The sequence below is a fragment of the Roseateles sp. P5_E4 genome, assembly GCF_054049255.1.
In genome coordinates this window covers 215,339-233,799 of the sequence record NZ_JBFUMS010000012.1, presented here as the reverse complement: position 1 = coordinate 233,799, position 18,461 = coordinate 215,339, and the positions used below count along the sequence as shown (strand labels likewise).

The window sequence follows — 18,461 nt, the reverse complement described above, 5'->3', positions numbered from 1 at the left end:
CTTGGTCGGCCAGCGGCCGGCCTTACTTGTTCTTGAGCTTGGCTTCCTTGCCCTTGGGCAGGACGGCCGTCATCGGTGGCACCGGGCGATCCGAGCCCGCCGCCTTGCCGGGGCCCGTGTCCTTCTTGGGTTTCTTCGTCATCTTGTTGCCGCGTTGTTCGGTGTTGGCCATAGGTCCTCCGTGCAGAGTGATTGCGAGAAACCGAACTATGCCTCAGCGTCGTAGCGTGTTTTAGCTGGGCTGGCCGCCCATTGCGCCGCGGTGATGTCGTAGCGCCTGCAATCCATGTCATACCAGCGGCCGTTGCCGGTGAAGGTCATGCCCAGGCGCTCCATGACGGTGGAGGAGGGCGTGTTCTCGGGCTGGCAGACGGCGCAGATCAACTCCGGCTTGAGCGTCTTGAACGCCCAGCCGACCATGTGGCGGGCTGCTTCGCTGGCATAGCCCACGCCCCAGGCATCCTGGCGCAGCCGCCAGCCGGTCTCCAGCGGCCCCGCCGGGTCGCGGTTCAGGTGCTGGATGCAGCCGGTGCCGATCAGGTCGCCGTTGTCCTGGCGGATGAAACCCCACCAGGAATAGCCGAACTCGGCCCAGCGGGCCTTCACGCGGTCGATCATGGACTGCGTGTCTTCCGGCGTGTCAGGCCGGCCGGTGATGTAGCGCATGACGACGGGGTCGCTGTTCAGGCGGTACAGGGCCTCGAAATGGCTGTCGTTCAGCGGCTCAAGGCGCAGCCGAGGGGTCACGAGAAGGGTCATGGCATCCAGCCTGAGTGGGTCATGGTTGGACGCATTCTGAAGTGGTGCGTTCTCACGATTCGAAAGTCACTTTTCAAATCGTGAAAAGCAACCATGGTGCGCTGCCGCAATATTTCTCATTATGGTGAATGGCATTTCTTGATTTGAAAAATAAAACATAAGCCATTGTTTTTAAATGACAAAGTTTTTCGTCTTATATAAGACTAGCGGCTTCACAAGGCCAGGTCCAAGGCCTAGTCTTGCACCATCGGTTTTCGATGTTCAGCAAGGAGCTTTTCATGACCCGCCTCACCCGTGACCAACAGATCGCCGCCCTGGAAAAAGACTGGGCCGAGAACCCCCGTTGGAAGGGCATCACCCGCGGCTACAGCGCCGCCGACGTCGTGCGCCTGCGCGGCTCCATCGAGATCGAACACACGCTGGCCAAGCGCGGTGCCGAGAAGCTCTGGGGCCTGGTGAACACCGAGCCTTTCGTCAATGCCCTGGGCGCCCTGACCGGCAACCAGGCCATGCAGCAGGTCAAGGCCGGCCTGAAGGCCATCTACCTGTCCGGCTGGCAAGTCGCCGGTGACGCCAACAGCAATGGCGAGATGTACCCCGACCAGTCGCTGTACTCGGTGGACTCGGTGCCCAAGGTCGTCAAGAAGATCAACGCCACCTTCCAGCGCGCCGACCAGATCCAGTGGAGCGAAGGCAAGGACGACATCGACTTCTTCGCCCCCATCGTGGCCGACGCCGAAGCGGGCTTTGGCGGCGTGCTGAACGCCTTCGAGCTGATGAAGGCCATGATCGAGGCCGGTGCCGCGGGCGTGCACTTCGAAGACCAGCTTGCCAGCGCCAAGAAGTGCGGCCACATGGGCGGCAAGGTGCTCGTGCCCACCCGTGAGGCCGTGGCCAAGCTCGTCGCCGCCCGCCTGGCTGCCGACGTCATGGGCACGCCCACGCTGCTGGTCGCCCGTACCGACGCCGAAGCCGGCGACCTCGTCACCGCCGACATCGACGACAACGACAAGCCGTTCTGCACCGGCGAGCGCACCGTCGAAGGCTTCTACCGTACCCGCAACGGCCTGGACCAGGCCATCAGCCGCGGCCTGGCGTACGCGCCCTATGCCGACCTGATCTGGTGCGAGACCGGCAAGCCCGACCTGGCCTTCGCCAAGGCCTTCGCCGACGCCATCCACGCCAAGTTCCCCGGCAAGCTGCTGGCCTACAACTGCTCGCCGAGCTTCAACTGGAAGAAGAACCTGGACGACGCGACCATCGCCAAGTTCCAGCGCGAACTGGGTGCCCTGGGGTACAAGTTCCAGTTCATCACGCTGGCCGGCTTCCATAGCCTGAACTACTCGATGTTCGAACTGGCCCATGGCTACGCCCGTCACCAGATGAGCGCTTTCGTCGAGCTTCAAGAGAAGGAATTCGCCGCCGCCGAGAAGGGCTTCACCGCTGTCAAGCACCAGCGCGAAGTCGGCACCGGCTACTTCGACGCCGTCACGACGACCATCGAGGCCAACGCCTCGACGGCCGCCCTGAAGGGCTCGACGGAAGACGAGCAGTTCTTCGACGCCAAGCACGGTTAAATCAGTCGGCTTCAACTCCTGACTTTTGTGGCCCGCTTCGGCGGGCCTTTTTTATGGCGTTGTGAGTGTTTGCCCGGTCGTCACGGTCGTGTCATATTCATGTCAAACACTCGTGGCCATGAACAACACAACGACAACAAAGTTCAGCCTCGCAAATCGCCTGAGCGCCTGGGTCGGCCAGCGACGCGAGACCCGTTTCCAGCAGGCGCTGCGCCGCCAGTGCTCGCCGGCCACGCTGGCCGCCGAGCAGATCCCGCCCGCGGTTCGCGCGGCCTGGATGCGGCAAGCCCCCGATGACTTTCCCGGCCTTGCCGTCGATGACGCGGCCTGGTTGCGCTGCTCCACAGGCCTGGCCCAGTTCTTCGAGGCCTGCCGGCTGCAGCAGGCTCAGGGCCCGTGTGCCTTGCCCAGCAAGGCGGCGGATTCGGTGTGGCATGTCTGGCTGCAAACGGATGCTGGCGGGCTGGCTGCCTGGCAGCAACGCTACTTCGGCCAGTTCGTCGAACACCGCGAAGCCGAGGCGCTGGGCGCGCCCCTGGATGAATGCCTGGCCCGCACCTGGGCCGGCGCCTGTCGCAGCGAAGGGCGCAGCCTGATCGCCCAGCGGCTGCCCTTCCTGTTCGCGCTCGACGGCCTGATGCGCCTGCCCACCGGCTGGGCCTATGGGCATGAGCACGGTGTGCTGGTGCACCGCCAGATCGACGGCTTTGGTCAGCTCAGCGGCAGCTCGACGACCCATGCCGCTCTCGGTGCTGCCGGGTTGGCGGGCCTGGGGCTGCTCAGTGCCGCAGAGGCCCAGGCGATGCAGCGCCGCCGTGATGACAGCGGTAGCGGCGATGGCGGCTTCAACTGGGGCTACAGCTTCAGCGATGGCGGCAGCAGCGACTGTGGCAGCAGCGATGGCGGTGGAGCCAGCTGTGACGGCGGTGGCGGCAGCAGCTGCGGCGGCTCGGGCTGCGGAGGCGGCGGGGGCAGTTAGCGCCGCGCGACCTGGAAGGTCCCGACCGCGCCGTTCAGCGTCGTCGCCTGTTCGCGCAGGCTCTCGGCCGCGGCGGYCGACTCCTCCACCAGGGCGGCGTTCTGCTGCGTGACCTGGTCGAGCTGGGCGATCGCGATATTGACCTGGGCGATGCCGTCGGACTGCTCGGCCGTGGCGGTCGTGATCTCGCCCATGATGTCCTTGACGCGTTGCACGGCGCCAACGAGTTCGCCCATCGTCTTGCCCGCCTCGGCCACCAGCCGCGAGCCCGCTTCCACGCGCTCGACACTGCTGCCGATCAGGCTCTTGATCTCCTTGGCCGCATCCGCCGAGCGGCCGGCCAGCGAGCGCACTTCGCTGGCGACAACCGCAAAGCCGCGCCCCTGTTCACCGGCTCGCGCCGCCTCGACGGCGGCGTTCAGCGCCAGGATGTTGGTCTGGAAGGCGATGCCATCAATGACGCTGATGATGTCGGCGATCTTGCGCGAGCTGGCATTGATCTCGTCCATGGTGTGCACGACCTGGCCGACCACCTCGCCGCCGCGCTGAGCCACGTTGGCGGCCGAGACCGCCAGTGTGTTTGCCTGGCCGGCTGACGCCGCCGACTGCTGCACCGTGCCGGTCAGCTCCTCCATCGCACTGGCCGTCTGCTCCAGGCTGGATGCCGCCTTTTCCGTGCGAGCGCTCAGGTCCTGGTTGCCACTGGCGATCTCGGCCGACGCGGTGCCGATGGATTCGGCCGAATCGCGGATGCTGCCAATCGTCTGCGCCAGCGTTTCGCGCATGCGGCGCAGCGTCGTCTGCAGCTTGCCGATTTCGTCGGAACTCGCGATCTGCCCCGCGCCCGAGCGCATCAGGTTGCCGTCCGCCACGCGTTCGGCCAATTCGTTGGCTGCCGCCAGCGGCAGCGTGATGCTGCGCGTGATGCTCCAGGCAGCGGCCACGCCCAGGCCCAGCATGGCGAGGCCGAAACCCAGCAGCAGCAGGCGGCCGTTGCTGTTGGCGGCGTCGATGCCGGCGGCGGTCTGGTCGATGGCCTTGCGCTGGTAGTCCAGGAAGTCCTGCATCTTGGCCAGATAGACCTTGGAGCCGGGCACGAAGACATCGGTCAGCAGCTTGTCGGCCGCCTCGGCCTGGCCGTCCTTCTTGAGCTTGACGATCGTGTCGCGCGAGTCGATGTAGATCTTGCGTGCCTTGCCGACTTCATCGAACAGCGTCTGCTCCTCGGGCGAGCGGATCAGCGCTTTCAGCTTGTCCTGCATCTCGCTGGACGACTTGGTGGACTGCGCCTGATCCTCCTTGAACAGCTCGACCAGCGAAGCGTCGGAGCTCTTGGCGATGGCCATGGTGCGGCGCACGCCCGAGTTGATGTTGCGGTTCCAGTCCGCAATCAGCCTCTCCTTGGTCAGCGGCTCGTCCATCATCTGACGCGTCGCCGCGGCCGTCGAGGCCAGCCGCCAGGACGCCAGCGCAATCACGCAGGCGGCCAATGCCAGCACCAGGGCGAAGCCGGCGGCCAGGCGCTTGCCGATGGATAGCTTGTTCATGATGTCTCCTGTCTTTTCGTCTCGACGCCGCGCCTGCGCGCGGGCAACGAAGCATGCTAGTGCGGCGTTACAAGCCGTGTCGGCCGCAAACTGGGACTTCGGTCACGCTGTCGCGATGAAAACGATGATCAACGCGATGCTGCCAGCAGCGCCCGGTATTCCTCGGCGCTCGCAATGCGCGGGTTGGTCTTGTGGCAGTGATCGACCAGGGCGCGTTCGATGATGCGGTCGTCCAGCTCGGGGCCGACCTCCATGGCCGCGAGCCCGCTGGGCAAGCCCAGGCGGGCATTCAATGCGCTGATCGCGCCGGCCACCGCATCGGCGTCGCTGCCGGCCAGCCCCATGGCCTGCGCCAGCCGTTCGATGCGCCGCTCGCGCCGCACGCTGTCGGCCTCGGCATTGAAGCGGATCACGGCCGGCAGGAAGACCGCGTTCAGCGTGCCGTGGTGCAGGCGCGGGTTCAGGCCGCCCAGTGCATGGCTCAGCGAGTGCACCGCGCCCAGGCCCTTCTGGAAAGCCATCGCGCCATGCACGCTGGCGCACATCATGTCCATGCGCGCATCCCGGTCCTGGCCGTCGCGCGTGGCCCGTTCAATGGATTGCCAACCCCGGCGCAGGCCTTCCAGCGCGATGCCGTCGGCCGGCGGGTTGAAGGCCGGTGCGAGGAAGGTCTCGATGCAGTGGGCGATGGCATCCATGCCGGTCGCGGCTGTCAGCGCAGGCGGCAGTTTCAGGGTCAGCGCCGGGTCGCAGATGGCCGCCTTGGGCAGCAGCTCCCAGTTGTGGAAGCCCAGCTTGCGGCCGTCGTCGACGATGAGGATGGCGCCGCGCGCCACCTCGCTGCCAGTGCCCGCCGTCGTCGGCACGGCGATCAGCGGCAGCACCTTGGGGCTGATGCGCCCGGCGCCGCCTTCGATGGTCGCGTAGTGCGTCAGCGGGCCCTCGTGCGTGGCGGCGATGGCCACGCCCTTGGCCAGGTCCATGCTGGAGCCGCCGCCGATGGCGATCAGGCCGTCGCAGTCGAACTCCCGGGCCATCTGCACCGCCAGCCGCACGGCGGCCTCGGTCGGGTTGGCGGGAGTGCGGTCGAACACGGGGGGCTTGGCGTCGAAGGCCGCCAGCGCCTCGTCCAGCACGCCGGCTGCGCGCACGCCGGCGTCGGTGACGACGAGCGGGCGGCGGATGCCGATGCGCTCGCACTCGGCCGGCAGCAGGCGGCTGGCGCCGAACTCGAGCTCGATGCGGGTCAGGTAGAGGATCTGGGCCACGGCGCACTCCCTGCAATGTCTTTGCGCATCCTAGTCCGGCGTGTCTAGACTCGCCGTCATGCGCGCGACTTCACTGCCCCTGCTGCTCCTGGTCCTGCTCGCGGCCTGCGGGGGCGGAGGAGGAGGCTCGGCCCCCACGCCGACGCCGCCGGTCGACAACCAGCCGGGGCTGACCGACACGACGGTCTATTCCTCGGCGGCCGATGCTTCGCTGTCGGGCGCCGTCGAGGCCGCCGCGGTCAGCACCCAGACGCTGACGGCCAACGGCCAGACGCTGAGCTACACCGCCACCGCCGGCCACCTGATCGCGCGCGACGCCACTGGCGCCGCTGAAGCCTCGGTCTTCTACGTCGCCTACACGCTGCCCGGTGCCGATGTGGCGACCCGCCCCGTCACCTTCTTCTACAACGGCGGGCCGGGCTCGGCCTCGGTCTGGCTGCAGCTTGGCAGCTTCGGCCCCAAGCGGCTTGTGGCCAACGCACCCGACACGACGGCGGCGCGGCCTTTCCCGATGATCGACAACGCCGAGCATCTGCTGGGCCAGACCGATCTCGTCTTCATCAACGCGGTCGGCAGCGGCTATTCCCAGGCCATCGCGCCCTTCACCAACCGCAACTTCTGGGGCGTGGACGCCGACGCCGCGCTGTTCCGCGACGCCATCCAGCGCTACCTGGCTGCCAACAACCGCGCCGCCTCGCCCAAATACCTCTACGGCGAAAGCTACGGCGGCCCGCGTACGGCCGTGCTTGCGCGCCAGTTGCAGGAGGCCGGCGTCATGCTTGACGGGCTGGTGCTGCAGTCCCCGGCGATGGACTACAACAGCAATTGCGGCATCACGAACGGGCAGGGCTGCGGCGGCTATCTGCCGAGCTTTGCCGCCGTTGGCGCCTTCCACCGCCTCACCCAACCGGTGCCGGCCGATCTCAATACCTGGGCGGCGCAAGCGCGTGTCTATGCCGACCAGGTTTACGCGCCGGCGCTGCAGGCTTGGCTGGCCAATGCGCCGACACCGTCGATCTGGCAGCCTCTGGCCGACCTGACCGGTCTGCCCGCGGCGCAATGGCAGACCAGCCTGAACGTGTCGGCCGACAACTTCCGCATCTGGCTGATCTCCGGCCAGCAGCTCGGCCGCTACGACGGCCGCATGAAGGCGGCCATTGGCAGCCAGCTCGCTTCCGAGGGCGATGTGTCCAGCACCTGGATCGGCAGCAGCTTCGCCACGGGCATCGCCACGCATCTGCGCGACCAGCTCGGCTACCGCAACAGTTCCACCTATGTCGTGCTGAGCAATGCCATCAACTTCTGGAACTTCAGCCACGCCGGCCGGCCCTTGCCGGACACCTTGCCCGACCTCTCGGTGGCCCTGGCCCAGAACGCCCGCCTGCGCGTGCTTGCCGTCAGCGGTTATCACGACCTGGCCACGCCCTTTCACCTGACCGAGACCGACCTGGCGCGTGTCGATGCCAGCCGCGTGAAAGTCCGCAACTATGCCGGCGGCCACATGAGCTATCTCGACGACGCGACCCGGGTCGCTCAGCTCGCCGACCTCAAGGCCTTCTACGCGAACACGCTGGCCCTGCGTGCCGCTGCCGACCTCGGACCCGAAYGGCGAGCGTTGCAGGCTCGACCCTTCGTGATGGTGGATCGCGCCGGTACGCCGCAGCAGCCGGGCAGCGTGGCGCCAACGAGCGAGAACGCCTTCCAGGCCCCGCTGCGCGACCCCTGGGTGCCGCCGACAATGCGGGCCCGATGACGACGCCACTGACCCCACGCATGGCCGAACTGCTGACGCGCATCCAGCGCGCCAAGCGGCCGCCGTTTCACGCGCTGACGCCGCGTGAGGCCCGCTTGGCCTACCGCATGGGCGCAGAGATCCTGGACCTGCCGCGTGCGGCCCTGGCCCGCGTCGAAGATCTGGAGGTGGCTGGCCGGCCGGCACGTCTGTACGCGCCCAGCGCCGACAAGCTGCCCGTGCTGCTGTATCTGCACGGCGGCGGCTTCACGATCGGCGACCTGGAGACGCATGACAGCCTGTGCCGCCAGCTCAGCAACCGCAGTGGCGCAGCCGTGCTGGCGCTGGACTACCGCCTCGCACCCGAGCACCGTTTTCCGGCCGCTGTCGACGATGCCTGGGCCGCCCTGGCCTGGCTGCATGAGCAGGCGTCGGCGCTGGGCCTGGACGGCAGCCGCCTGGGCGTCGGCGGCGACAGCGCCGGCGGCACGCTGGCGGCCAGCACGGCCTTCTTCGCCCGTGAGCAGGGCCTGCCGCTGGCGCTTCAGCTTCTGATCACGCCCGGTACCGCGGCCCGGCTGAGCCATGACTCGCACCGCCGTTTTGCCGAGGGTTATCTGCTCGATGCGACGACCATCGAATGGTTCTTCAGCCACTACATCGACGCCGACCAGCGCAGCGACTGGCGCTTCGCACCGCTGGAGGCCGAAGACCATGCCGATCTCGCGCCCGCCGCCGTGCTGCTGGCCGAGGCCGACCCTCTGGTGGACGAAGGCCTGGCCTATGCCGACGTGCTGCGCGCGGCCGGCGTGCCGGTGCAGCTGGAACTCGCACGCGGCGTGACCCACGACTTCATCAAGATGGGCCGCAGCCTGCCCGAGGCCGTCGCGGCGCTGGACTTCTGCGCCGCGGCCATCAAGGAACATCTCAAGCCATGAAACGCCAGGACTTCCGCTTCTTCGAACCGCTGCGCGTGCGCTGGGCCGAGATCGACGCCCAGGGCATCGTCTTCAACGGCCACTACCTGACCTATATGGACACGGCCATCAGCGGCTATTGGCGAGCCCTGGCGCTGCCCTATGCCGACACGATGAAGATGCTGGGTGGCGACCTCTTCGTGCGCCGCGCGGCGCTGGACTACCTCGCCTCGGCCCGCTATGACGACCGCCTGGACATCGGCGTGCGCTGCCGCGAGTTCGGCAACAGCTCGATGAAGGTCGACGGCGCCTTCTTCCGTGGCGACCAGTTGCTGGTGCAGGCCGACATGATCTACGTCTTCGCCGACCCGGTCGCGCAGACGCCGCAGCGCCTGCCCGAGGCGCTGCGCGACGTCATCCATGGCTTCGAGGCCGGCCAGAGCGTCGTCGACGTCAGCGTCGGCGCATGGAGCGAGCATGGCGAAGCCGCCGGCGCCATCCGTCGCGAGGTCTTCATCGAGGAGCAGGGCATCCCGGCCGACATGGAATGGGACGCCGCCGACGCGAGCTGCCTGCATGCGCTGGCGCGCAACCGCTTCGGCATTCCGCTGGCCACCGGCCGCATGCTGGAGCATGTGCCCGGCGTGGCCAAGATCGGCCGCATGGCCGTGCTGCGCGCCATGCGCGGCACCCAGATCGGCCGCCAGGTGCTCGACGCGTTGATGGCCGAGGCCAGAAAACAGGGCTACCGCGAGGTGCTGCTGCATGCGCAGCTGTCTGCCGAGAACTTTTATCTGCGGGCTGGATTCCAGCGGCGCGGCCAGCCTTTCGAGGAGGCCGGCATCGGGCACGTGGAGATGGTCAGGGCACTTTGAGCGGGCGGGGGGCTTGTGGGTTGGATGATCAAGAAGATGGTTGGGGAGGGGCGAATGAAGCTCGCCATGATGAGTCGGGTTGCGCTGCTGGGTGTGGCGGCAATGCTGGCATCTTGCGGAGGCGGCGGAGGCGGCGCGGAGTCTCCTGCGCCATCACCGGTCGTGTCGGCGACGCCGCCGCATGCAGCGCCCAGCTTCGCATTGACGGAGGCGAACACGAGGTTCCTGCTGTCGAACGCGCAGGCGCTGCAGCAGGTATTCCGTGGTTGGCTGCGTCAGGTGAACCTGGAAATGTCCCTGGTCGGCCCGGCGAATCCCTCCAGATCCTTTTTGTGTGGCCGTGGCAGCATGGAAGTCCACTACCTGGATCTCGACAAGGACAAGGCCTGGTCGGCGGGCGACAAGATCGTCGCCGAGAGCCCCGAATGCTCGGCATCCGATCTTGGCGGGGGAACCACATCACTGACGGCACTGGTGGCGGACAAGGCCGGCCTGAAGGATGCGCGAGTCGAACAGTCAAGAGGTCAGCAGGCGTATTGGGCCTATGGCTGGTCCTATCGATTGGCCGGCAAGCTGCGCTTCGTCTATCTGGACGGTGGGCGCATCCTCGTGTTGAGCGAGGGTGATCTGGAGGTCACGCTCGCGGGTGGCCAGGTGCTGCTGATGCGCAACCTGGCCATCACCTTCAAGACGCAAGAGGAAACCACCGCAGGGCAGTTCGACCTGATCTTTTCGACCGGCCGCGAGGCGGGGGCTTCCATCCAGGTCGACACCCTGGGTGAACTGCGCACTTCGGGAGCCAATGTGGGGCCGGAGCCGGGTCTGCTCCAGCTCAGTGGGCTGAACGGCACCAAGGTGCAGTTGGCGGGACGCTACGAAAGCGGCGTCGGCGGTCGCTTCAAGGTCAGCGCAGACTTCGCTGGAAGCGGGAAATTCACCGAGCTCACCGATGTCGATGACGAAGAGTTCTACCGCTGGTTCAATCAGTAGACGAGGCCGTGGTTGTCGCGGGACTCGTCAGCCCAGCATCTCGAAGCGCTCGATCTTGCGTTCACTCGCCAGCCAGGGCGCCATTGCCGCCGCCACCTGCGGCTCGCGGTGGGTCCAGCCTTCGGGGTAGATCTCCATCCACGTCCACTGCCCGTCGGCATTCGGCTCTGGCCTTTGCAGCAGCTCGATGGGCGCTTCGACACGAGCCTTGCGAAAGGCGATGAGTGCTGCCTCGACGTTGTCGGCGGCGACGCGGTAGTAGACGTAGAGCTGCACGGTCAGTCTTGGGGCGGGATCTCGTAGGGCAGGGCACGCGGCTGCAGCGTGGCGCCGGTAGCGCTGCCCAGGTGCAGGCTGCCGCCTTCCAATGCCGCGAGCTTGATCTCGGCGGCAATGGCGCTCCGGCCGCCCTTGGACCCGCTGCCCGCAACGACCCCAGCGGGTTGTTCCGGATCAGCGCTGTTGAAGATCTCCTGGCCGACGGTGGCGGGCGTATCCGCCTCGAAGACCTGCAGCCGGCGCTTCAGCGTGCCGCGGTACTGGCTGCGCGCGACGATCTCCTGGCCGGGGTAGCAGCCCTTCTTGAAATTCACGCCGCCTAGCACCTCGAAATTGATCATCTGCGGCACAAAGGCCTCGACGGTGGCGCCACGCACCCAGGCCACACCGGCCTCGGCTTCGGCCCAGGCCCAGTCGTCGGCCGTCATCGCTGCGCCGGTCGGTGCGGGTGCGTTGGCGGGCTGCACGCGCAGCGCGCGACCCGTGCCGGGCAGGGCGATCTGTACGGCTTCGCCATCGCTCGCCAGCGTCCAGACCTCGGCGGCCGGCTCGCCCAGCAATCCGTAGACAGCGAACTCGGCGCTCGCGTCGCTGAGCTTGCATTTGGCGCGCATGACGAACATGGACAGCCGCTTCAGCGTCGCCGCCAGCGTCTCGGCCGGCAGGGCCAGCAGAATCTCTTCATCACCGCCGCGCCAGCCCACCATCGTCGCCAGCAGCCGGCCCTTGGCCGTGCAGAAGCCGGCCAGGCGTGCGTGCTCGCGGTCGAGCAAGGCGAAGTCCTGGGTCAGCTGGCTGTGCAGGAAGCTGGCGGCGTCAGCGCCCTGGGCGCGGATCACGCCCCAGTCAGAGAGACGGAGTTGGGAGGCTTGCGACATGACGGGAATTATCATCGGCCCCCTTTTGACCGGGCTTTTCACAGGGCATGAAGTGGTTGTTGCGAGCGCTGCTCGTCTTGTTGTTGATCGCAGTGCTGGCTGCAGGCGCCGTCTGGCAGTGGCTGCGCAGCCCGCTGGCGCTGTCGGCGCCTTCGGTGGAGCTGTCCATCGAGCCCGGCACCAACCCGGTGGAGGTTGCCCGCGCGTGGGTCGCTGCCGGCGTGCAGACCGATACCCGCTTCCTCTACCAATGGTTCAAGTGGTCGGGCCAGGCCAAGCAGATCCGCGCCGGCAGCTATGAGGTCCACGCCGGCATCACGCCGCGGGAGCTGCTCGACAAGATGGTGCGCGGCGACCAGGTCATGGAGCAACTGCGCCTCATCGAAGGCTGGAACTGGCGCCAGGTGAGGGCGGCACTCGCCGCCGCACCTTCACTCAAGCCCAAGACGGCGCAGATGAGCGATGCCGAGATCATGACGGCGCTGGGTGAGCCCGGCGTGGCGCCCGAGGGTCGCTTCTTCCCCGACACCTATGCCTACAGCCGCGGTGTCAGCGACCTGACGGTGCTCAAGCGCGCCCACGCGGCGATGCGGGGCCGGTTGGCGGCAGCCTGGAGCAAGCGGGCGCGCGACCTGCCGCTGAAGTCGGCCGACGAGGCGCTGATCCTGGCCTCCGTCGTCGAAAAGGAAACCGGCGTGTCTTCAGACCGCTCCAAGGTCGCCGCCGTCTTTATGAACCGGCTGCGCGTGGGCATGCCGCTGCAGACCGACCCCACCGTCATCTACGGCCTGGGCGAAAGCTTCGACGGCAACTTGCGCAAGCGCGACCTGCTGGCCGACACGCCCTACAACAGCTACACCCGCGGCGGCCTGCCACCCACGCCCATCGCCATGCCCGGCGCGGCCTCGCTGCAGGCGGCGCTGAACCCGGCGGCCATCAAGGCGGTCTACTTCGTTGCCCGGGGCGACGGCAGCAGCGAATTCAGCGATGACCTCGCCGCGCACAATCGCGCGGTCAACAAATACCAACGCGGCGGCAAGTGACCGGTCGATTCATTTCTTTCGAAGGCATCGACGGTGCCGGCAAGTCCACCCACATCCAGGCGGTGGCCGACTGGTTCCGCGCGCGCGGCGCCGATGTGCAGTTGAGCCGTGAGCCTGGCGGCACGCCGCTGGCCGAGACGCTGCGTGACATCGTGCTCAAGGAATCCATGGGCTCGCTGACCGAGCTGCTGCTGATGTTTGCCGGCCGGCGCGACCATGTCGAGGCCGTCATCAAGCCGGCACTGGCCGCCGGCAAGACGCTGCTCTGCGACCGCTTCACCGACGCCAGCTTTGCCTATCAGGGCGGCGGCCGCGGCCTGCCGCTGTCGGTGCTGGAGCCGCTGGCCGATTGGGTGCAGGAAGGCACCGAGCCCGAATTGACGCTGTGGTTCGACCTGCCCGCCGAACAGGCCGCCGCCCGTCGTGCCAGCGCCCGTGAGGCCGACCGCATCGAGCAGCAGGACCTGGAGTTCTTCGAGCGCGTGCGGGCCGGCTATGCGGCGCGTGCGGCCAAGGCGCCGGGGCGCATCGTGCGTGTCGACGCCAGTGGCACGGTCGAGCAGGTAGGTGCCCACGTGCTGGCCGTCCTTGCAGAACGCTACCCATGCTGAACGCCGATCTCCCCTGGCTGCAGGCGCCGCTGGCCGATGCGCTGGCACGGGCGCGTTCGCATGCGCTGCTGGTGCAAGGGCCGGCCGGCGTCGGCCAGCTCGAACTGGCCGTCAAGCTGGCCCAGAGCTGGCTGTGCGAAGACCGTGGCCAAGCCCAACCCGCCTGCGGCCACTGCTCAAGCTGCAAGCTGTTCGCCAGCGGCACCCACCCGGATTTCCAGCTGTTGATGCCGGAAGCCCTGGACGCATCAGCCCGTGAGTCTCTCGGCCTGCCTTTCGAGGAACCCGACGCGCCCAAGGCCGGCAAGGCCAAACCCAGCAAGGAAATCAAGGTCGAAGCGGTGCGCAACCTGCTCGCCTTTGCCCAGGCGACATCGGCGCGCGGCAAGGCCAAGGTGGTCGTCATCTTCCCGGCCGAGGCGCTGAACGGCATTGCGGCCAATGCGTTGTTGAAGACGCTGGAGGAGCCCTCCGGCCTGTTGCGCTTTGCGCTGGCCAGCCATGACAGCGCCGCGCTGCTGCCCACCATCCGCAGCCGCTGCCAGCCGGTACCCTTGCCGCTGCCCGAACGCGCGGCCGCGCTGGCCTGGCTGGTGTCCAAGGGTGTCGACGGTGCCGAAGGGCTGCTGGATGCCACAGGCGGCCGGCCGCAGCAGGCGCTGGCCTGGTCCGAAGGCGGCTTAACCGATGCGGCGTGGCAGGCCCTGCCCAAGCGGGTGGCCCGCGGCGAGGTGGCGGCCTTGTCGGACTGGGCGCCACCGCGCGTCATCGATGCGCTGCAGCGCCTGTGCCACGACCTGGTGCGCCGCAGCCACGGGCAGCGCGGCCAGTTCTTCGCGCCGGCGGCCCTGCCTGCGCCCAAGCGCGCCGCACCGTTGCTGAGCTGGGACGCCGAACTGCGCCGCGCCGCCCGCCACGCCGACCATCCGCTGAACGCCGGGTTGTGGATCGAGGCCTTGGTGGCGCAAGCCCAGACGGCCATCTCGGCCGCCGCGCGCTGACTACACTCGCCCTTCATGAGCGACGCCCCCTCCTCCAAGTCTCCGCAATTCCAGCCCAGCAAGGTGAGCGGTAGCCTGCCCTTGCCCACGGTGAGCGGTCAGGGCGCATCGTCCGGCGCGCGGCCCAGCGTCATCCAATTGGTCTTCCGCGAGAAGTCGGCGCTCTACGCCGCCTACATCCCGGCCTTCACGGAAGGCGGCCTGTTCGTGCCGACGACGCGAGACTACAAGCTCGGCGAAGACGTCTACCTGCTGCTGGCCCTGCCCGAGGACAACCAGCGCTATCCGGTGGCCGGCAAGGTGGCCTGGCTGACGCCAGCCAACGCGTCGGGTGGCCGCACCCAGGGCGTGGGCGTGCGCTTCCCTGGTGACGAGAAGACCCGGTTGATCCGCGTCAGGATCGAGGAAATCCTGGGCACTGCGATCTCGTCGAGCAAGCCGACTCAGACCCTTTGATTCCTGTTCCCGTCGATGTTCGTTGACTCGCATTGCCATCTCAGCTTCCCGGAGCTGAAGCAGAACCTTCCCGCCATCCTGGCCGACATGCAGGCCGCGCAGGTCGAGCAGGCCATCTGCATCTGCACGCAGATGGAGGAGTTCGAGGCCGTGCATGCGCTGGCTCTTGAGCATGCCCAGCTGTGGGCCACCGTGGGCGTGCACCCCGACACCGAGGACATGCGCGAACCCGACGTGGCGGAACTGGTGCGCCTGGCCGCGCTGCCGCGTGTCGTCGCCATCGGCGAGACCGGGCTGGACTACTACCGCCTCAACGGCCGCAGCATCGACGACATGGAGTGGCAGCGCGAGCGCTTTCGCACCCACATCCGGGCCGCGAAGGCAGCGGCGAAGCCACTGGTCATCCACACTCGCTCCAGCGCGGCCGACACGCTGCGCGTGCTGGACGAAGAGGGCGGTGAGCAGGCCGGCGGCGTTTTCCACTGCTTCACCGAGACGGCGGAAGTTGCCCTGGCCGCCGTCGAACGCGGCTACTACATCTCCTTCTCGGGCATCGTCAGCTTCAAGAACGCCCAGGACCTGCGTGACCTGCTGAGGCTGCTGCCGCTTGATCGCGTGCTGATCGAAACCGACAGCCCCTATCTCGCGCCGGTGCCCTTCCGCGGCAAGACCAATTCGCCGGCCTATGTGCCCCATGTGGCCAAGGCGGTGGCCGATGCGGTGGGCCTGCCGGTGGAGGAGCTGGCCGCCCGCACGACGGCAAATACGCGGCGGCTGTTCGGCCTGCCCGAAGCGGCATGAAGAAGGCATGGATCGCCGCGCTGGCGCTGCTGGCCACGACGGCCCTGCGTGCCGCGCCCGCTGACGAACTCGCCATTGCCGCCGAAATGAACGACGGCCGCGCCGTGCTGGCTCTGCTGCTCAAGGGCGTGGACGCCAACCAGGCTGACTCGCGCGGCCGCAAGGCCATCTTCATCGCCGTGCGTGAAGAGTCGCTGCGCGCGCTGGACAGTCTGCTGGCTTCGCCGCAGACGCAGGTGGACGAAGCCAATGCCCAGGGCGAGACGCCGTTGATGGTGGCTGCCATCCGCGGCTCGCTGCCGGCCGTGCAGGCCCTGGTCAAGCGTGGCGCCGCCGTCAACCGCGCGGGCTGGACGCCGCTGCACTACGCCTGCAGCGGGCCGGACAACGGCGTGGCGGCCTTCCTCATCGCTCACGGCGCCGAGCTCAATGCGCGCTCCGAGAACGGCACGACGCCGCTGATGATGGCGGCGCGCTACGGCAACAGCGATCTGGTGCCTCTGCTCATCAAGGCGGGCGCCGAGCCGCGCGCGGCCAACGAGCAGGAACTGACGGCGGCCGATTTCGCCCAGCGCGGCGGCCGCGATGTGATGGCCAAGGAGCTGCGCCTGATCATTCAGGAACGCCAGCGCGGGGCCAAAGCTGCAGAACCTGCCAAGAGCGCCAATTAGTTCTCGCCCCGGGGGCCGTGTAGGGAAAAGTCTTACAGCGGCTAGCGCGCTGGGCCGACTGTTGCGCCAAGGCGCGGCTGCCTAAAGTGGAGTCATCGTCAAACACGAGGCCCACCATGCTGTCCAACACCCCGAATCTGGCTGACCCCTTCGCGATGCTGATCTCCCCCGCCGAGGTGATGAACGCCATCGAGCGTTCCGACCGCCTGGCGCGCCTGCAGAGCCGCATCTACCGCCCGCTGGACCGCCCATGGATCCCGGTCAAGGCTTCGGCCGATTTCGACAGCGAGATCGACGCCGAGCTGGAAGTCCCCGATCTGTCTGACGACGCCGAATAAAGAAAAACGCCCGCTGATGCGGGCGTTTTGCTGGAGGCCGGAGGCGTCTGCTTAGACGCGCTTGCGGTACTCGTGGGTGCGGGTGTCGATTTCGATCTTGTCGCCGTTCTCGACGAACGCCGGCACGGAGATCTCGAAGCCGGTGCCCTTCAGGCGGGCGGGCTTCATGACCTTGCCCGAGGTGTCGCCCTTGGCGGCCGGCTCGGTCTCGATCTCGCGCACGACGCTGGTGGGCAGTTCGATGGAGATGGCTTTGCCGTCGTAGAAGGTCACTTCCGCGGCCATGCTGTCTTCGAGGTAGGACAGAGCGTCACCCATGTTCTCGGACTCGACTTCGTACTGGTTGTACTCGGTGTCCATGAAGACATACATCGGGTCGGCGAAGTAGGTGTAGGTGCACTCCTTCTTGTCGAGGATGATCTGCTCCATCTTGTCGTCGGCCTTGAAGACCAGCTCGGCACCCGCGCCGTTCAGCAGGTTCTTCATCTTGATGCGCACGGTGGCAGCACCACGGCCACCACGGCTGTATTCGGTCTTCAGGACGACCATCGGGTCCTTGCCCTGCATGATCACGTTGCCGGCGCGGATTTCTTGAGCGAGTTTCATGGTGAATTGCGGTGTGAGGCGCCGGAGATTCCGGCTGGACGGCGCACCAGACTCCAGGAGAACCCGTCTCGGGTTGGCGCGGCAAAGCCCGTCATTCTAGCTGGAAACCCCTAAGAAGCCCTGCAGCTGCGTCAGCAAGTCGGGCTGCGCCGCCAATTGCGCACGCCACCTCGGCGCTTGCTCGGCGGCCTCGTCCAGGCCGGTGAGCGAGGCGGGCAAGGGGGTCAGGCCGTTCCAGCCACGCCAGACCGCGCGCCAGGATGCAGGCAGTTCGGCACGCGCCATGAAGGCTTCGAGCTTGGCGTGGTGGGCGTCGTCGTGCTGGGGATAGATATGCCAGACGAAAGGCTTGCCGGCCCATTGCGCGCGCACGAACGAGTCCTCGCCGCGCACGAAGTTCAGGTCGCAGGCCCAGAGCAGCCGGTCGTAGTCGTCCTGGGCCAGATAGGGCAGGGCGATGGTGCGCAAGCCTGGGCGTTCGTGAACCTGTGCCTGCAGCGGGCCGGGGCAGGCGAGCAGCAGCGTGGGCTCGCTGCCCAGCGCGTCGAGCAGAGCCGGCAGGGCCGCATTGGCATAGGCGAACAGGCTGACGACGCGCTCGCCAGGCAGCGGCGAGCAGCCCCGTTCAGCCAGCCAGGCCGCGCCATCGAAGCCGGCGATCCGCTTCAGCAAACCCGGTTCGCGCAGCAGGCCGCCGGTGCGTGGCGTGAAGCCGGGATAGAAGAAGTGCTTGGTCAGCCCCGCGCCCGGGCCGCTGAACTGCGGTGAGGCGAGGCCATGGCTGCGCTCGACATAGTCCTCGGCGCTGAGGTATTCGAGGTTGATCCACCGCGCTGGCTGCTGGCGCGCGGCCATGCGGGCCGCAAAGGCCGGCGGCAGTTCGCAGCCAAAGGCCTCGATGACGATGTCGCCGGGCTGCGCGAGCACGTCGCCCTCGGGCCAGGCGCGCACGTCGATGGCGGCGGGGCGGTCCGGTGCCATCCAGGCCAGGGCCGACGGCTCATCAATCCACAGCCTGGCCTCATCGCCGCGCGCCGCGAGGTCGCGTGCCAGCCGCCAGCAGACGCCCAGATCGCCATGGTTGTCGATGACGCGGCAGAAGATGTCCCAAAGCATCGGCGCTCTCATGGCCC

Annotated in this window: 21 protein-coding genes; 13 read left to right on the top strand and 8 right to left on the bottom strand. The window is 67.6% G+C overall.

Going from position 1 to position 18,461, the window contains the following annotated elements; translation table 11 throughout:
• Positions 1-22: 22 nt before the first annotated feature.
• Complete coding sequence (locus ACXJLH_RS22705) at positions 23-172, bottom strand: hypothetical protein (protein ID WP_200946909.1); 150 nt, start codon at positions 170-172, stop codon at positions 23-25.
• 35 nt (positions 173-207) lie between these two features.
• Complete coding sequence (locus ACXJLH_RS22700; protein WP_056201626.1) at positions 208-759, bottom strand: GNAT family N-acetyltransferase; 552 nt, start codon at positions 757-759, stop codon at positions 208-210.
• 278 nt (positions 760-1,037) lie between these two features.
• Between ACXJLH_RS22700 and aceA the strand changes: the two genes are divergently transcribed.
• Both aceA and ACXJLH_RS22690 read left to right on the top strand, forming a co-directional pair.
• The gene (gene aceA, locus ACXJLH_RS22695; protein ID WP_056202459.1) at positions 1,038-2,336 is read left to right on the top strand and encodes an isocitrate lyase; all 1,299 of its coding nucleotides are present in this window, start codon (positions 1,038-1,040) and stop codon (positions 2,334-2,336) included.
• Between the two features lie 118 nt (positions 2,337-2,454).
• Positions 2,455-3,315: a hypothetical protein gene (locus tag ACXJLH_RS22690; RefSeq protein WP_457446416.1), complete on the top strand. Its 861-nt coding sequence runs from the start codon at positions 2,455-2,457 to the stop codon at positions 3,313-3,315.
• Here ACXJLH_RS22690 and ACXJLH_RS22685 read toward each other — a convergent pair.
• Together ACXJLH_RS22685 and ACXJLH_RS22680 are read right to left on the bottom strand one after the other, a co-directional pair.
• Positions 3,312-4,862, bottom strand: a complete 1,551-nt coding sequence (locus tag ACXJLH_RS22685) for a methyl-accepting chemotaxis protein (RefSeq protein WP_457446414.1) — start codon at positions 4,860-4,862, stop codon at positions 3,312-3,314. The two genes, ACXJLH_RS22690 and ACXJLH_RS22685, sit on opposite strands and share 4 nt — an antisense overlap.
• 128 nt (positions 4,863-4,990) lie before the next feature.
• Positions 4,991-6,130, bottom strand: a complete 1,140-nt coding sequence (locus ACXJLH_RS22680) for an iron-containing alcohol dehydrogenase (RefSeq protein WP_457393935.1) — start codon at positions 6,128-6,130, stop codon at positions 4,991-4,993.
• A gap of 58 nt (positions 6,131-6,188) precedes the next feature.
• Here ACXJLH_RS22680 and ACXJLH_RS22675 point away from each other — a divergent pair, with 58 nt between their 5' ends.
• The 4 genes from ACXJLH_RS22675 to ACXJLH_RS22660 are packed head-to-tail and all read left to right on the top strand — an operon-like array spanning position 6,189 to position 10,644.
• Positions 6,189-7,883, top strand: a complete 1,695-nt coding sequence (locus ACXJLH_RS22675; protein ID WP_457446412.1) for a S10 family peptidase — start codon at positions 6,189-6,191, stop codon at positions 7,881-7,883.
• Positions 7,880-8,800, top strand: a complete 921-nt coding sequence (locus tag ACXJLH_RS22670; protein ID WP_457446410.1) for an alpha/beta hydrolase — start codon at positions 7,880-7,882, stop codon at positions 8,798-8,800. Before ACXJLH_RS22675 ends, ACXJLH_RS22670 begins: the two co-directional genes overlap by 4 nt.
• Positions 8,797-9,654, top strand: a complete 858-nt coding sequence (locus ACXJLH_RS22665; RefSeq protein ID WP_457353042.1) for a YbgC/FadM family acyl-CoA thioesterase — start codon at positions 8,797-8,799, stop codon at positions 9,652-9,654. Before ACXJLH_RS22670 ends, ACXJLH_RS22665 begins: the two co-directional genes overlap by 4 nt.
• Positions 9,655-9,708: 54 nt before the next feature.
• Entirely contained in the window at positions 9,709-10,644 is a 936-nt protein-coding gene (locus ACXJLH_RS22660; protein ID WP_457353040.1) for a hypothetical protein, read from the top strand.
• Positions 10,645-10,671: 27 nt separating this feature from the next.
• Here the strand turns inward: ACXJLH_RS22660 and ACXJLH_RS22655 are convergent, their stop codons facing one another.
• Entirely contained in the window at positions 10,672-10,920 is a 249-nt protein-coding gene (locus ACXJLH_RS22655) for a DUF4936 family protein (RefSeq protein ID WP_457353038.1), read from the bottom strand.
• 2 nt (positions 10,921-10,922) lie between these two features.
• On the bottom strand, positions 10,923-11,801 hold the full coding sequence (gene ygfZ, locus ACXJLH_RS22650) for a CAF17-like 4Fe-4S cluster assembly/insertion protein YgfZ (RefSeq protein WP_457446409.1): 879 nt from the start codon (positions 11,799-11,801) through the stop codon (positions 10,923-10,925).
• 47 nt (positions 11,802-11,848) lie between these two features.
• On the opposite strand from ygfZ, the gene mltG reads away from it, so the two are divergent.
• The 7 genes from mltG (at position 11,849) to ACXJLH_RS22615 (ending at position 16,722) form a co-directional block, all read left to right on the top strand.
• A complete protein-coding gene (gene mltG, locus ACXJLH_RS22645; protein WP_056201650.1) occupies positions 11,849-12,844 on the top strand; it encodes an endolytic transglycosylase MltG in 996 nt (331 codons plus the stop codon).
• The gene (gene tmk, locus ACXJLH_RS22640) at positions 12,841-13,455 is read left to right on the top strand and encodes a dTMP kinase (RefSeq protein WP_056201653.1); all 615 of its coding nucleotides are present in this window, start codon (positions 12,841-12,843) and stop codon (positions 13,453-13,455) included. The genes mltG and tmk overlap by 4 nt, the downstream gene beginning before the upstream one ends.
• Positions 13,449-14,456 carry a DNA polymerase III subunit delta' gene (locus ACXJLH_RS22635; protein ID WP_457446407.1) on the top strand — a complete coding sequence of 336 codons (1,008 nt, stop codon included), beginning with the start codon at positions 13,449-13,451 and terminating at the stop codon, positions 14,454-14,456. Before tmk ends, ACXJLH_RS22635 begins: the two co-directional genes overlap by 7 nt.
• A 15-nt stretch (positions 14,457-14,471) precedes the next feature.
• Positions 14,472-14,912 carry a PilZ domain-containing protein gene (locus tag ACXJLH_RS22630; RefSeq protein ID WP_082532892.1) on the top strand — a complete coding sequence of 147 codons (441 nt, stop codon included), beginning with the start codon at positions 14,472-14,474 and terminating at the stop codon, positions 14,910-14,912.
• Between the two features lie 15 nt (positions 14,913-14,927).
• Positions 14,928-15,713 carry a TatD family hydrolase gene (locus tag ACXJLH_RS22625; protein WP_056201658.1) on the top strand — a complete coding sequence of 262 codons (786 nt, stop codon included), beginning with the start codon at positions 14,928-14,930 and terminating at the stop codon, positions 15,711-15,713.
• Complete coding sequence (locus ACXJLH_RS22620) at positions 15,710-16,384, top strand: ankyrin repeat domain-containing protein (protein ID WP_457446405.1); 675 nt, start codon at positions 15,710-15,712, stop codon at positions 16,382-16,384. Before ACXJLH_RS22625 ends, ACXJLH_RS22620 begins: the two co-directional genes overlap by 4 nt.
• Before the next feature lie 116 nt (positions 16,385-16,500).
• Complete coding sequence (locus ACXJLH_RS22615; protein WP_056201663.1) at positions 16,501-16,722, top strand: hypothetical protein; 222 nt, start codon at positions 16,501-16,503, stop codon at positions 16,720-16,722.
• Between the two features lie 51 nt (positions 16,723-16,773).
• Here the strand turns inward: ACXJLH_RS22615 and efp are convergent, their stop codons facing one another.
• Positions 16,774-17,328, bottom strand: a complete 555-nt coding sequence (gene efp, locus ACXJLH_RS22610) for an elongation factor P (protein WP_056201666.1) — start codon at positions 17,326-17,328, stop codon at positions 16,774-16,776.
• Positions 17,329-17,424: 96 nt separating this feature from the next.
• Positions 17,425-18,456 (bottom strand): elongation factor P maturation arginine rhamnosyltransferase EarP, encoded by a 1,032-nt coding sequence (gene earP / locus ACXJLH_RS22605; protein WP_457446403.1) that lies wholly within the window; start codon positions 18,454-18,456, stop codon positions 17,425-17,427.
• Between the last annotated feature and the right edge of the window lie 5 nt (positions 18,457-18,461).

Bases quoted from the DNA above. Each gene is read 5' to 3' on its own strand.
- ACXJLH_RS22705 (WP_200946909.1), bottom strand. From the start codon at position 172: ATGGCCAACACCGAACAACGCGGCAACAAGATGACGAAGAAACCCAAG.
- ACXJLH_RS22700 (WP_056201626.1), bottom strand. From the start codon at position 759: ATGACCCTTCTCGTGACCCCTCGGCTGCGCCTTGAGCCGCTGAACGAC.
- aceA (WP_056202459.1), top strand. From the start codon at position 1,038: ATGACCCGCCTCACCCGTGACCAACAGATCGCCGCCCTGGAAAAAGAC.
- ACXJLH_RS22690 (WP_457446416.1), top strand. From the start codon at position 2,455: ATGAACAACACAACGACAACAAAGTTCAGCCTCGCAAATCGCCTGAGC.
- ACXJLH_RS22670 (WP_457446410.1), top strand. From the start codon at position 7,880: ATGACGACGCCACTGACCCCACGCATGGCCGAACTGCTGACGCGCATC.
- ACXJLH_RS22665 (WP_457353042.1), top strand. From the start codon at position 8,797: ATGAAACGCCAGGACTTCCGCTTCTTCGAACCGCTGCGCGTGCGCTGG.
- ACXJLH_RS22660 (WP_457353040.1), top strand. From the start codon at position 9,709: ATGAAGCTCGCCATGATGAGTCGGGTTGCGCTGCTGGGTGTGGCGGCA.
- ygfZ (WP_457446409.1), bottom strand. From the start codon at position 11,801: ATGTCGCAAGCCTCCCAACTCCGTCTCTCTGACTGGGGCGTGATCCGC.
- mltG (WP_056201650.1), top strand. From the start codon at position 11,849: ATGAAGTGGTTGTTGCGAGCGCTGCTCGTCTTGTTGTTGATCGCAGTG.
- ACXJLH_RS22635 (WP_457446407.1), top strand. From the start codon at position 13,449: ATGCTGAACGCCGATCTCCCCTGGCTGCAGGCGCCGCTGGCCGATGCG.
- ACXJLH_RS22630 (WP_082532892.1), top strand. From the start codon at position 14,472: ATGAGCGACGCCCCCTCCTCCAAGTCTCCGCAATTCCAGCCCAGCAAG.
- ACXJLH_RS22625 (WP_056201658.1), top strand. From the start codon at position 14,928: ATGTTCGTTGACTCGCATTGCCATCTCAGCTTCCCGGAGCTGAAGCAG.
- ACXJLH_RS22620 (WP_457446405.1), top strand. From the start codon at position 15,710: ATGAAGAAGGCATGGATCGCCGCGCTGGCGCTGCTGGCCACGACGGCC.
- ACXJLH_RS22615 (WP_056201663.1), top strand. From the start codon at position 16,501: ATGCTGTCCAACACCCCGAATCTGGCTGACCCCTTCGCGATGCTGATC.
- efp (WP_056201666.1), bottom strand. From the start codon at position 17,328: ATGAAACTCGCTCAAGAAATCCGCGCCGGCAACGTGATCATGCAGGGC.
- earP (WP_457446403.1), bottom strand. From the start codon at position 18,456: ATGAGAGCGCCGATGCTTTGGGACATCTTCTGCCGCGTCATCGACAAC.